This window comes from Paenibacillus sp. FSL K6-1318, assembly GCF_037976905.1.
Taxonomy (GTDB): domain Bacteria; phylum Bacillota; class Bacilli; order Paenibacillales; family Paenibacillaceae; genus Paenibacillus; species Paenibacillus amylolyticus_A.
Map to the genome: position 1 here is coordinate 5161628 of NZ_CP150270.1, position 14190 is coordinate 5175817.

A 14190-nucleotide genomic window follows, 5' to 3' on the forward strand; every position below is an offset into this window, starting at 1 on the left:
CCTTTTATATCGTTCAACCAAGCCAGGGTGACTTATATAATAACGCTTATCTCATTATAATGACGAATAATGGCATGGGCATCAACCAGGTGAGATCCTTGATCTAACTGCGGACAGTAACCGAGCGTATAAGATACTCCTGCATGTCGCCCCATCTGCATATCCCCATTGCTGTCTCCAATTACAAAGGCCTCCGCAGGATCGATATGTAATTCGCGGCAAGCCAACAGAGCAGCTTCTCCATCCGGTTTCCCCTGGGTCACCCGATCACAGCCCACAATGGATGTGAAAAAGGAACGGATCCCCATCCAATCCAGATGTGTTTCTGCTGCCGCTGTACTGTCTGAAGTGACGACCGCCAGTGGTATGTCTGCTGCCCTGCATTTCTGCAAGAAATCCAGCAATCCTGACATTGGTTCAGCCAGTTTTCTCTGCCTAACCTCTCGCATGGCCACACTTGAAAATTGGCGTATCGTTGTGATCGCTTCATTCCACGGCATGCCCGCCGCATATAGCTGCCCTGCAAGTAACCCCGTGCACTCATCCACAGTCGCAATGGCCAGCGGACCTTGCGGATCATATCCAACAATATGACCTTGTTCATTATGGATGGTACCAAGAACATGCTCCAATTCAACCGTAAAAGAAGCCCCAAGCTCATTCATACGTGTTTTTAAATGATTGAGCAGCGTCTCTGCCCATGGCCCCCATAGCTGGAGGAATTCCAGCAGTGTTCCATCTTTATCGAACAGGATACCTTTACATGGAATTTGCGCTCCATGCACTTGAAGCATGGTCATCCGTATCACCTCCATCAAGTTATGCTATAAATGCATACAGCCCTTAATGCAGAATAATTAAAATCTACTTAATCGTACTTAACCAAGCCAGTACCGTCTTTACCGTCTGATTCAGCTGTTCTTCTCCACTCACTTCCGGCTCGCCATCCCCTTTTTGATGACCATAATCACCGAACTGGGCGTGGTTTCCACCTTCAATGGTGTAATATACCGTGTCCTCTGGAAGATACATACGTCCACTCTGATACTTCGTGGCATTCACGACCTCATCTTTAGTACCCAGAATAGATAACGCAGGGATTCCCAGTGACTTTACGCTTCCTTTTTCATCCGGGTAGGATGCCAAGAAGAAGATGCCCTGAAGTGCATCAGGATGCGCAGCTACATAACGTGCAGCCATGGACCCACCAAGAGAGTGTCCACCCATAACGAATTGTTCGTCCGGATATGCAGCCAGAATCTCATCTGCCAAGTTTGGCTTGAGCACTGCCAGGTTGACCGGCATTTTGGCAATAATCGTGTGATGACCTGCAGCAGCCAGCTCATGCGCAAGCGGTGCATAACTTTCCGGTTTTACCAGTCCACCAGGGTAGAAAAGTACACTTTTCCCAGTCGGTTTATCTGGCACAAAATCAATCCAGTTCTCTTGTTCGCTCACGGTCACCTGATTGGCTGTTTGCATGGCGGTTTGAGCTGTTTCCTGTGGACCGTATGGTGTGAATAATTTCCACGCAACAAATCCACATCCAATGACAATGAGCGCCAGAAGTACGAGCAGGAATTTCCCGATGCCCCTCTTCTTGCGCCCCGTATTATACCGATTTCTCAACGTTCATCACCTTTCTTCACTTCCGCAGGTGCCGCGGCTCACAGAAGTGGGAGCCATCGTTTATCAGGCTCCCCCTCTCCGAATTTCAAAAAATATTATTCAGCCTTGGCCTTGCGGTAAGCATCCATATATTGTTCCGCTTTGCGACGTACATGACTCAGGTCACCCGTCTTCACCGCTTCCGTTGTCAAATCGGAGCCGATACCAACAGCCACCGCTCCACCTTTGATCCAATCCCCCAGATTAGACAAGGATACCCCGCCAGTTGGCATAAAATTCGCCTGCGGCATAGGGCCCTTCATCGTTTTGATAATTGAAGGATCATACAGATTGCCCGGGAACAACTTCACAATGTCCACTCCGAGCTCTAATGCGCGCTGAACATCAGCAATTGTCATTACACCAGGCAGAATCGGAATTCGATACAGGTTGCAGATCTGCACGGTATCCGGGTTCAGGGAAGGTCCGACTACAAATTCGGCACCCGACATGATAGCCGCTCTCGCCGTCTGCGGTTCAAGCACCGTTCCCGCACCAATAATCGCGAATTTTTCTGGATCTTGTGTGTTCCAATGGTATACACGGCTTAATTTTTCAATGGCTTTGAGGGCACTGGGTACCGTCATCGTAATCTCGATAACTTTAATACCACCCGCAATCGCTTGCTCGGCCATGGCAATGACTTGATCCGCAGAATCTGCACGCAGAACCGCCACAACACCATTATCCGTAATCTTTTGCAACAGCTGAAGCTTCTTCATTTCATTCTCTCCCTTGTCAATGTGGTGGTTGTGTATACAAGCCTTACATTTAAGAACGAAGATGAGACATATATGATTTCAGCAGCGACTAGCGCTCAACATGGGCAACATTGTTCAGCTTGGCCTCGACCTGCCCCCACGTCGGGAGCGCCTCCCAATCGCCAACAGCCTGTATAACCATGGAACCTGTCAAATTGCCCAGACGGGTTGCTTCCTGCGGAGAGTATCCTTTTAATAAGCCCGATAAAAATCCCGCGCAGAATCCATCTCCTGCTCCTACCGTATCCAGAACATGATCCGCCTTAAAGTACGGAACTTCCGTTAGGGTACCATTCGCCAATACATAGGTCAAATCAGGGCCACCCTTCACGATGCACACGGCCTTCATGGCAGATAGACGCTCAAGTACTTTTTGATCATTTTCTTCGTTATATAGAAGTTTCATCTCGTCCAGACCCGGTAAAAAGTAGTCCGCAAGTTCAGCAAGACGCAGTATAACTGGACGGGCCTCATCCGCTGACCATAGTTTGAGACGCAGATTGGGATCAAAGCTTACTTTCACACCTGCCTCCTTGGCAATATGTATGGCTGCTTCTACCGTAGCAAGTCCGGACGGGCTTATCGCTGCGGTAATACCTGTAACATGCAATATCTTCGCCCCGGCAATATAATGGCGATCCAGATCATCAGGTGTGATTGCACTTGCAGCGGATAACTTCCTATAATAATGTACCGTGGCTTTCCCGGAAGCGTTCTCACGAATCATCAAACCGGTGGGCTCGTGATCACTTAACCGTACTCGGGAGACATCTACACCTTCACCGCGAATGGCTTTCAGAATCATGCTGCCGATCGGATCATTGCCCAAACGTCCAAACCAACCACTGGTATGACCCAGCCGCGATACGCCAATGGCCAGATTGCTCTCGGCACCCCCGAACGACTTGTCCAGCGTGGCCGCATATTCGAGACCTCTTGTATCCTTGGCAGTCAGCAAACCCATACTTTCCCCAAATGTAATAATTTCCGGGCTTGGATAGGGACTCGTTGACATGATTTCTTCCCTCCTTATATTTACATTTCCTCATCTTCTGTTACTATTGTCATCCTCTATGCAACCGTTGTCAATCCCGGAGTGTTCATTTTTTGTCACAGCTTTGAGAAAAGATAACGCTTACTAATGTGAATTAAATCACAATAGACAATGCACTTCCATATTACCCTTATTACAGATGCAAATGACCTTGCAAAAAGGGTCTTTAAGGGGGCTGCACCATGAAAAATCAGACACTGATCCGGGATGATCAGGAATCTTTCTTTTACAATCTGCGCTTTATGCTTATCGTCTGTGTCCTTGCAGGTAATGCACTTGAACCACTCATCACACGCTTTGCAGGAGCGGAAGCTCTGTTCCTGTGGATATATACGTTTCACATGCCACTCTTTGTATGGGTAACCGGGTATTTTGCGACACACTCACTCCAAGGTGCACCTGGGCGAAACGTCCTGAAGCAGATCGCTCTACAATATGTACTGTTCCAGTCCTTGTACGCATTAATGGACTTTACCGTGTTCCACACACCCCATATGCGGCTATCCTTCTTTGCACCTTACTTGCTGTTATGGTTTCTCGCGAGTCATTTCTGTTGGCGATTGTTGCTGCGTCTTACCATCTCGTGGAAACCGATATATCGGCTGATTGGATCGATTGCGCTCGGTGTAATTGCCGGGTACTTGCCCATCGACGGGTTCTGGCTCAGCTTCAGCCGTACGTTTGTATTCTTGCCGTTCTTTGTCATTGGTTATGACTATGGAGCATCCATTCGTTCTCGTTTATTATCCGGTTGGGGGCGAAAAACCGCAGCCATCCTCTCTGCTGCCCTGTTGGTATGGATCGGGTATGGCGGTTTGAATATTTCATCGGGATGGTTACTCGGCAGCATGACGTACGCCGAACTGGGCCACCACGAATGGTATGCCGGCATCTTCCGACTGGGTGTCTACTTGCTGGAAATCGCATCGGCAGCCCTGTTCTTGGCCTGGGTACCTTCCTTGACATCCAGACTGACGGACCTTGGACGACGCACACTCTATGTGTTCCTGCTGCACGGGTTTCTCATTCGTCTCGCGATCTGGTCCGGAGTCTACAGTTATATGGGAAGCTCGGCATATATTCCAGTCATACTTGTTATTGCCATACTGTTCGCAGTCACACTGGCTCTGCCGGCTGTACGTCACACGTTCAAACCCTTAATTGAACCGGATATATCCCGCTTTTCTTTCAATCGACATGAAGTGTTTAAACGGTCGGCCTAATGCTCTGACGAATCTCTTCGCTATCAATTCTATCCTGGTGTGTTGTTTCAGGCTGGAAATAAGGTGGTAAATTAGGGATACGCGCTACAAAAAACAACTTATCGTTGTAAGGAGTGATTTGTAATGGCACGTCAACCGACGTCAGAACGCAAGATGAGCCGCGAAGAAGCCGGCAGATTAGGTGGCAAAGCCACTTCCAAGAACCATGATCGAAGCTTCTATCAGATGATTGGAAAAAAAGGTGGAGAAGCGACTTCAGATGCCCATGACACTGACTTTTACAAGCAAATTGGCCGCAAGGGCGGCGAAGCAACTTCCGAAACCCATAATAAGGAATTCTATCGTGAGATTGGACGCAAAGGCGGAAGCAACTGATGAATCCCGCTCGCCACATCGAAACATGATTATAGCTTTCCGCAAATTAAGAAGTCTGATTCCATGAAAATGGTTTGAGGCTTCTTTCTATATGATTGTAGAAATATGACGACGGTTGTGATAGACTCAATAGAAAAACCGGGTGTTCACGGGTTTAAAGCAGCAAAGAATTTCACAAACTACGGGGAGCTCGACACCGGCTTGCCGGTCATTTTTTTAGAGTACGGATGAAATTAAACGACAGATGCACTGCCATTTACTTTTCCATTCATGTTGCTCAATATTATATATTTGGGGGGAAATACACCATGTCAGCCAAGAAGATGCGTTCCGATATGATCAAAAAAGGTTTTGACCGTGCACCACACCGGAGTTTGCTCCGCGCAGCGGGCGTTAAAGAAGAGGATTTCGGCAAGCCGTTTATTGCCGTATGTAACTCATACATCGATATCGTGCCCGGCCACGTCCACCTTCAGGAATTCGGTAAAATTGTAAAGGATGCTATTCGTGAAGCCGGTGGCGTTCCATTCGAATTCAACACCATCGGAGTAGATGATGGTATTGCCATGGGACACATTGGTATGCGTTACTCGCTGCCAAGCCGTGACATTATCGCGGATTCCGTGGAAACCGTTGTATCTGCACACTGGTTCGACGGCATGGTATGTATCCCGAACTGCGATAAAATTACACCCGGCATGATGATGGGTGCACTCCGCTGTAATATCCCTACCGTGTTTGTCAGCGGTGGACCGATGAAAGCCGGTCGTGACAGCAATGGTAAAGCTCTTTCCCTGACTTCCGTATTTGAAGGTGTGGGTGCTTACCAAGCAGGTAAAATCGATGATAAGAGCTTGCTCGAACTTGAACAGTTCGGCTGTCCGACATGTGGATCATGTTCCGGTATGTTTACCGCAAACTCCATGAACTGTCTGGCTGAAGCAATGGGACTGGCTATGCCAGGTAACGGAACCATCCTTGCCGTTGCTCCTGAGCGTCGTGAGTTTGTTAAACAATCTGCTAAACAACTGATGGAACTTATCAAAATGGATCTGAAACCACGTGATATCGTTACTGTAGAAGCGATCGATAACGCGTTTGCACTGGATATGGCGATGGGTGGTTCTACGAATACAGTACTGCACACACTGGCACTGGCTCATGAAGCAGGCATCGAGTATCCAATCGAACGTATCAATGAAGTAGCTAACCGCGTTCCGCATCTGGCGAAACTTGCACCTGCTTCCGATCTTCACATCGAAGACGTTCACAATGCAGGCGGCGTAAGCGCAGTGCTGAACGAATTGCTCAAGAAACCAGGCGCAATTCATGGAGACTGCATTACGGTAACAGGTAAAACAATCCGTGAGAACGTTGAAGGAAAAGAAATTCAGGATACAAATGTTATTCACCACCTGGATAACCCGCATTCCGAAAAAGGCGGCCTGGCTGTATTGTTTGGTAACCTTGCACCACAAGGAGCGATCATCAAAGTTGGTGCGGTTGATGCTTCGGTTGGCGGATACCACAAAGGTCCTGCTATCTGCTTTGACTCCCAGGAACAAGCGCTGGAAGGCATTGCCAATGGCAAAGTAAAAGAAGGACATGTTGTTGTTATTCGTTATGAAGGACCAAAAGGCGGACCAGGCATGCCTGAGATGCTAGCTCCTACTTCCCAGATCGTAGGTATGGGTCTTGGTGCTAAAGTCGGTCTGATCACTGACGGACGCTTCTCTGGTGCATCCCGCGGAATCAGTATCGGACATATCTCTCCGGAAGCAGCTGAAGGTGGTCCAATCGCCTTTGTTGAAGAAGGGGACATCATCGAACTGGATCTGAACAACCGTATCATTGAATTGCACATCAGTGACGAAGAGTTTGAACGTCGTCGCGCAGGTTGGAAAGGCTTTGAACCGAAAGTAAAAACCGGTTACCTGGCTCGTTATTCCAAACTGGTTACGAATGCAAGCAATGGCGGCGTACTGAGTATCTAATTCATGAGATCCGTTATCTAACCTAACGGAAGCAAGTTAATAAATAAAGGGTTGCTCTTCTGCCAAATCGGCGAAGGGCAACCCTTTTCTTTTACGCTAATTAGTTAATTAGTTCCGCTCTGGAAGTATCTCTTGTTCGATCACAAGCGATCCAACTCTAACCTCTTCTGCTGTTGCTGCCACCTGCGTTGTATGCTGACCATAACGTTCCAGCAGCAGATCCAGCGGCATGGCAATCATCTTGGGCACCAATTGTTCTGTGCGCTGTTTCAGACGTTTGGTTCCCGCCGGATGAATCACACTTAACAACAGCTTCAGGTACACTTTGGATGCAGCACTGAACGGTCCAGGGGGCAAATCTTGTATGGTAAAGCCGAACTTTTCCGGACCTCTATTAATCATACTCACACCGTATATGGCCTTGGCAGAACGTAAATCAGGTTCAAGTGCTACCATGCGCGCCAAATCCGGCAATTGCTGCTCCATCGTGCGAATCATGCGAATCGCCAAATGCATACTGGACCGTGAAGTCACCCCAAGTTCGAACAACTTCTGATTGTCAAAATGCAGTTCAATCACCGGATCTCCGTTTTGAATGACATGGCCGTCATTCATCTCCACCCGCGCTCCATGATATACACGGGATCTGAAGTGCAGCATCGGGTCCTCTGGCGAAGCCGTCCGCAGATGATATACCCAGTGGAACAGCTTCTCCCAGCCCAGCCATAAGGCAACAACGATTCGTTTCCATAGCTTTAACGGTGCCTGTAATTGAGTCTTGCTCTGAGATTCGCTCACTGTCATACCTCCCATCAACGTATCGACCCGTACACTTTGCAGCCCAAGCCGTTCAGCTTCCTGCAAGACGACTTCCAGCGCCTGAAGCATCTGCTCCGGCGCGTGTGCATCAGCACCGAGAGTGGTTCCTCGATCATGCAGCAGCATGACCTCTCCACCTCTTAGTTCCTTCAGCATCCGTTCAGTCAATCTCTGGGCACCTACTCGGCTTCTCCAGTCTTCAAACATGGAAGACCACAGTACGATTTTGCGTTCTTTCTTGCTGAAAAAATCAAACAGATTCATAATCCCCCACGGTGGACGATAATAACAAGTCTTCTCTCCGGTTACTTCATGAATAATCTGACCGGTTCGCTGGATCTGGTTACGAACGGTACGTGGCCGCATGAGCCAGTTCGTTTTGTGAATATAGTTATGAATACCAATAAGATGGCCTTCCTCATGTATGCGCTGAATGAGTTCTGGATGTCTCGCAGCATGTTCTCCAACGACAAAAAATGTTGCTTTCGCTTGATACTGATGGAGCAGATTGAGAAGTCTCGGCGTATAGTGTGGATCTGGCCCATCGTCAAACGTTAATGCAAATTGTGTATCACTTCTTCCCCGTCGGAATACACGAAAACCGAAAAGCCTGCTAATCAAACTTGGAATAAAGGCGTAAAAAGATGAAAGATACAATAACCACAGTAGAATACTCTGAAGTATCGTTGTCATGTTGCAAGCTCCCCACTTCTCCTGCTGAATTACGGTGCGCCATGGCACTATCTAAAATAAACCGCCTTTAATTTTATCATAGTTCAGACTTTTCTTGAATCCTGTTTTCCCAAAAAGATAGCTATCGTGTACAATAAATACAATCTAATTATTGCCATTAAAGGAGCCATGTCCATGCTACCGCTTTACAAAAAATACGGGCGAACCGTCTTTGACATCGCATTGCTCGTATTAACCGTGTATGTGATCATGTACGGTTTCAGTCAATTATACCAAATGGCTGCACCCGTCTTTTTATCATTCATCGTGTATTGGATGATTGAACCGCTGGCCAAATTTTTACATCGCAAAGGATTGCCCAAGACGCTTGGAGCCGCCATCTCCGTCTTGTTGTTTCTTGCATTAATTGTCGCTGCCTTTTTTGGGGTAGGTTTAATTATCATTTCACAAATTTCCAATCTTCAAGATAATTTTCCCGTATACATTGAAATGATACAGCGTGAATTCACCAATCTGGTTCTATTTATGCAGGACAAGTCGGATGCTCTACCTGATGGTATTATGGAAAAAGCGAACGAATATTTTGCAACACTGACCGGTTTCCTATCCAAATGGGTAACGAGCGGAGCACAGTTCGTCGTCGGTTTCCTCAGTTCATTCTCTTCCTTTATTACGAACTTCGGAATTGCGATTATTCTGGCATTCTTTCTCAGTATCGAGATCGAATCGTGGCGCAAGTTCGCCCGTGCGAAAACGCCTAAAACTTTGAAATTGGCTATTGAATTCATGCGTAATCATGTGTTCAAGACGATCCGTTCGTATTTGAAGGCACAGATGATCATGATGCTTATTACGTTCGTATTGATTTATGCAGGTTTGTTGATTTTGGGAACCTCTAACGCTTTTACCATTGCAGCCATCTGTGCGGTCTTTGATCTGGTACCTTTGCTCGGTGTTCCTGTTGTATTCATTCCATGGATTGTCTACTTGTTTATTATAGGCAACAGTAGCCTGGCGATCGGCCTGATTGTCATTCTGGCAGTAACGATGCTGACACGACAATTGCTGGAACCGAAAATTTCGGGTAACTCGATTGGTGTGTCCTCGGCGTACTTGATGCTTTCGTTTATGCTGATTTCCCTTTCGATCTTCGGCCTTGCGGGTGTCGTGTTATCTCCAGTGCTCCTGATCCTTCTGAAAGAACTGTTACAACAAGGGTACCTGCAAAAGTGGATTCACTTGCCAAAAGATGAATTTGAGTCCTCTCCATTGGTGATGGAACCACCCGTTAACAAGGCCTCAGCAAAATCTGCCGAGTCTATGGGACAACATCCCGTTCCTGCGAAGGATCACGAGGACTCAGCCAAATAGTCCATGATCTTCCCGAAGATAGCCGTCGCCTGATGACGGCTATCAGGAGAGACATTCTGGACAAGAACAGCTACAGCGTACTTGGGATGCTCTATCGGTCCATAACCAATAAACCATTGATGATTGCGCTTCTGCCCATTTTTCTGTACCTGAGCTGTGCCAGATTTCCCTGCAAGATGCCACCGCGCATGCTGCAGGGATTTTCCTGTTCCCTCACGGACTACCTTATTCATCCAGGATAGCAGTTTATGCGCTGTTGCGGGAGCAATCTGTCCTGCGGTTGAAGGTGAATCATGCAAGGGCATCTCCAGCATGGTGCCACCATCAGCATACCGGATGCGCTTAACGAGACGCGGGGCACTAACCTTCCCATCATGCAGCAATGTCACGATCAGATTGGCAGCTTGCAGCGGTGTGACCAAGACATCTCGCTGACCAATCGCTGTCTGGATTTTCGCTCCTTCATCGTCAGACGAAACTGCCTCTGTTCTCACGCGCCCGTGATCTTCATGATCAAAGTGCCGTAAGACAGGCATCCCAGCCATCTGTTTCCCCTCCCAACCAACAGAACGTGCCAGTCCCAGACGATCTGCCGTCTGCTCCAGTTGTTCCATGCTAAGCCTGCGCGCCGTTTCCGCAAAAACGATGTTGCAAGACTCGGCAAACCCTTGCTCCAGATTCAGGTTCCCATGCCCATGCTCCTTCCAGCAGGACAACCCATACTTTCCGTACTCACCCCCACAATGGAATTCTTCTCCGTTAGAAACCGCATGGTACTCCAGCGCAGCCGCCGCAGTGACGATTTTGAAAATAGAGCCTGGAATGGCTCCCTGTACTGCTCGATTCCCCCAAGCCGATTGTTTGGGGTCCACGTGTTGTGGCTGATAGAAAGGACGTGATATCATGGCGCGAACATCTGCGTTAGCGGCATCAAGCACAACAACGGCCCCCTCTTCTAATTCAGATTCCTCTGTCAGCTGCTCCAATCCACGCTGTAAGTCGGCATCCACCGTGGTTTCCACACGTAAAGGATAATGACTATTGGCTGGTGCGATGACGTGCGGCTGTATCTCAGGGATAATCTCTCCACCGCCCGAGACCATACGTGATACCATCGTAGGACCTATGCCCATCAACAGGGGTTCGAGCGTTCTCTCCAGTCCAGCTGCGCCGGATTTCATGGCAAATGGCTGTTTTACTTCATCCTGATGCCCAGCTTGTCCTTTGGAAGATCCCGGCTGTTCAGCCAGATAACCCATCCACTGCATTCCCGTGTATCCCTGAAGATACCTAGTCATCATCGGATATATGCCAGCTCCTTGCAGGTGCAGATTACGGAGACGCTCTATCTGAGCATCGGTCAAATGAACAGGTTGATGTGCACCTGCTGTCCAAAAATGAGGTGCACTCTCCTCATTCCATTCCTTCTTCAATTGATCCAGATTCGTATGTAATATCGCTGCCAACTGTGTCATCTCGGAGCCTTCCAACGCTCCATACTTGCGTAATTTCTCTGATAGATCTGCCTGTGGAAAAAGAACCAAGCCCCATTGCAGCTTCCCCGTCAACGCTTCGCCTTTGTAATCCGTAAATTGTCCCCGCCCTGGATCAAGCATTACGCCGCGTTCACGCTGCAATACAGACATTTCTCGTACGGTTCGGTGAAATCCAGGCATGGTCTGATTGACCTGAACGATCTGAATCCATCCCAATCTCAATATAAGTAACCCAAAGACAATTGTTAGAAGAATACAAGCTATATAGATCCGCCGTTTCGCAAGGAGATGCATCCCAATCTCACCTTTTGTCGTTTTGATATATTATTGCTGATAAGGCTTGGAATTATCCGGTAAACATAAGAAAACCTGTCCCATGTGCGGAACAGGTTCTCCTCATTTCAACCTTGGCTTGTTACACCGTAAAGCGTGACAATGTTTCTTTCAGTTCAGTGGACACGTTCTCCAGTTTGCCAGACAGATTGACCAGCTGGTTACTGATATTTTGCTGTTCACTGCTCAAGGAAGCTACTTCTTGAGACGTTGCAGAAGATTCTTCAGCTACGGCGCTGACATTACTCATCGCTTCAGACAACGTACTTTGAGATTTGTTCAAATCTCCAATAGAACCTGTCACCATGCCCAGACGTTCTACAAATGCACCCATCTGTTCCTGTACGGAAGCGAAGATGACGTTGGTATCTTTCACCGCATCCATCTGTTCCTTGAATAACGGATAGGCTGCAGACAAAGCATCCACTGTCTCATTCATTTCGGTCATGATTTTGTCTGTGATCTCTCCAACCATCTCAATGGATTGTCTGGATTGAGCCGCGAGCTGACGAACCTCATCAGCCACCACCATGAATCCGCGTCCGGCTGCACCGGCACGTGCTGCTTCAATGGTTGCATTCAGGGAAAGGATATTCGTCTGTTTTGTTATGTTTTGCAGCACTTCAAGCACTTTCAGAACAGAAGACGTACTCTCTTTCAGCGAATCAACCTTATTCACCAGTGCACCAATCATTTCTTCTGTCTTCTGGGTTTTGGTCATCAACTGATTCAGATGTTGTGAGCCGGTGTGACTGGATTTCTCTACATGACGAGCAGAATCGCCCATCTGTTCGTTGGCAGCGATCACGCTCTCCATCTGACGAGAGATATTATCCGTCAATTCATTGCCACGTTCCGCTTCCGTTGCCAGACTGCCTGCACCACCTGCAATCTCTTCTGTTGCTACAGCAATCTCAGAAGCAGACACAGCCGTTTTCTTGGATGCACTGCTTAGCTCGGATGCGGTATCCAGTACTTCCTGTGCAGAACGATTGGTTTGTTCAACCAGCTTCGTGATCTGCTCCATCATCAGATTAAATGCGGATGAGAGCTGGCCAATTTCATCTTTGGAGCTATATGGGGTACGAACTTTAAGATTACCTTTCGCACCTTCCTGCATCAGATCTTTCAATTTGCCAAGTGGACGGGCGATCATGCGCACCATCCAGATCCCTATCAACACTGCAATACCCGCATCAATCAGCGCCATCCACAGGGTAAGAGTCAGAATACCTTTGGCATCCTGAACCAAAACAGAGGTAGGTATCATACCAACCAATTTCCAATTGGATGTCTCCATCGTGCTATATACAGCCAGCATTTCAGTAGGTTTGTCGTCCACCGTATACTCCGTATTCGTGCTACCTGCCGGTTCGGTCAATTCTTTAACAAATGCAAGCTCTGTATCTTGTCCCGTACGATCCGGGATGGAGGATGCAACCACTTTATTATCCGGAGCGATCAGTTGCAGAACAGCTCCTGGTCCCAGATCAAGCGATTTCAATTGTTCTTCCAGGACCTCCAGTTTCAGTTCAATCACCAAAACATACGACTGAGTCGTTCCCTGCAGGTTCTTCATCGAACGTGCAATTTTAAACGTTGGGGTTGAGCCATCTTCCTTGACCTCTGTTGGAAGCCAGCGATAACCGCCCGCCTCAATCAACTCACTGTACCATGCTTCCTGACGAATGCTGCCCATGGATGAACTGTTGCTACCTGTACCCATGATGGACTTTGTATCGTCCGTAGGTACCAAATAAATCGCTTCCATAGATTTATTTGTAAATGCAACATTGGACAGTTGCTTGTTGATTGAACTTGAGTTTATGAATGTATCATACGCAGTCAGATTTTGATCTGACATTTTTTGTAGCAAGGACTGCATTTCCGGATCAAAGAAAATCTGTGTGGATGTGTCCACAAATCTCTCCAAAATGATGTCCATTTTTTGTTTGGTTTGATCAATCGTCTCCTGATTGGCACGTGACGCATTCGTCTCTATGGTACCCTTAGCTTTCGAATAGGATAATAGACCCAAACTCACTACAAAAATCATAATCCCCGCAAAGAAGATCAAGAACAGTTTAACCCCTACGGATTTAACCGGATTCGCCTTCCTAATCTGTTTGAAAGAAGACCCCCCAAGGTTTTTCCAATCCCGGTTTTTCAATTGTTTCTTCACCCAATCGGTCTTGATCCAGCCCAGCTTGAGTTTACTGCGATCAAGCTTGAACAATCTCTTGCCACTACCTGTCGTTTTGCTTTTAACTACTTTTTCTTTCTTCACTTTCTGAACCTTCTCAGGCTTAACCTGCTCGGCTTTTGTCACTTGCTCCCCACTGTCTTTCTGCTTCTTTTGAACCAATCCCATTCACCTGCCAGTAATTTACTTGTTGGATTTTT

General features: G+C 47.5%; 10 protein-coding genes and 1 pseudogene. 4 read left to right on the top strand and 7 right to left on the bottom strand.

What is annotated here, in order from left to right; genetic code table 11:
• Window positions 1–32 precede the first annotated feature (32 nt).
• The 4 genes from NYE45_RS22905 to NYE45_RS22920 form a co-directional block, all read right to left on the bottom strand.
• Entirely contained in the window at window positions 33–800 is a 768-nt protein-coding gene (locus NYE45_RS22905) for an HAD family hydrolase (protein WP_340014146.1), read from the bottom strand.
• 64 nt (window positions 801–864) lie between these two features.
• Entirely contained in the window at window positions 865–1629 is a 765-nt protein-coding gene (locus tag NYE45_RS22910; protein WP_340014147.1) for an alpha/beta fold hydrolase, read from the bottom strand.
• Between the two features lie 95 nt (window positions 1630–1724).
• Entirely contained in the window at window positions 1725–2390 is a 666-nt protein-coding gene (locus NYE45_RS22915) for a bifunctional 2-keto-4-hydroxyglutarate aldolase/2-keto-3-deoxy-6-phosphogluconate aldolase (RefSeq protein WP_145408163.1), read from the bottom strand.
• Window positions 2391–2478: 88 nt separating this feature from the next.
• The gene (locus NYE45_RS22920; protein WP_340014149.1) at window positions 2479–3444 is read right to left on the bottom strand and encodes a sugar kinase; all 966 of its coding nucleotides are present in this window, start codon (window positions 3442–3444) and stop codon (window positions 2479–2481) included.
• A gap of 221 nt (window positions 3445–3665) precedes the next feature.
• Between NYE45_RS22920 and NYE45_RS22925 the strand changes: the two genes are divergently transcribed.
• The 3 genes and pseudogenes from NYE45_RS22925 to ilvD all read left to right on the top strand — a co-directional run bounded on the left by NYE45_RS22925 (window position 3666) and on the right by ilvD (window position 7075).
• Window positions 3666–4706 carry a fucose 4-O-acetylase gene (locus NYE45_RS22925; RefSeq protein ID WP_340014150.1) on the top strand — a complete coding sequence of 347 codons (1041 nt, stop codon included), beginning with the start codon at window positions 3666–3668 and terminating at the stop codon, window positions 4704–4706.
• A gap of 123 nt (window positions 4707–4829) precedes the next feature.
• A pseudogene (locus NYE45_RS22930) lies at window positions 4830–5072 on the top strand (general stress protein); the annotation flags it as partial.
• A gap of 317 nt (window positions 5073–5389) precedes the next feature.
• Complete coding sequence (gene ilvD, locus NYE45_RS22935; RefSeq protein WP_074096200.1) at window positions 5390–7075, top strand: dihydroxy-acid dehydratase; 1686 nt, start codon at window positions 5390–5392, stop codon at window positions 7073–7075.
• A gap of 108 nt (window positions 7076–7183) precedes the next feature.
• On the opposite strand, the gene NYE45_RS22940 is transcribed toward ilvD, so the two are convergent.
• A complete protein-coding gene (locus tag NYE45_RS22940; RefSeq protein ID WP_340014151.1) occupies window positions 7184–8587 on the bottom strand; it encodes a polysaccharide deacetylase family protein in 1404 nt (467 codons plus the stop codon).
• Window positions 8588–8761: 174 nt separating this feature from the next.
• Between NYE45_RS22940 and NYE45_RS22945 the strand changes: the two genes are divergently transcribed.
• Window positions 8762–9958, top strand: coding sequence for an AI-2E family transporter (locus NYE45_RS22945; protein WP_340014152.1), 1197 nt, complete (start codon window positions 8762–8764; stop codon window positions 9956–9958).
• Here NYE45_RS22945 and NYE45_RS22950 read toward each other — a convergent pair.
• Window positions 9937–11676, bottom strand: a complete 1740-nt coding sequence (locus NYE45_RS22950; RefSeq protein WP_340014153.1) for a penicillin-binding protein 2 — start codon at window positions 11674–11676, stop codon at window positions 9937–9939. The two genes, NYE45_RS22945 and NYE45_RS22950, sit on opposite strands and share 22 nt — an antisense overlap.
• A 193-nt stretch (window positions 11677–11869) precedes the next feature.
• A complete protein-coding gene (locus tag NYE45_RS22955) occupies window positions 11870–14152 on the bottom strand; it encodes a methyl-accepting chemotaxis protein (protein ID WP_340014154.1) in 2283 nt (760 codons plus the stop codon).
• Window positions 14153–14190 lie beyond the last annotated feature (38 nt).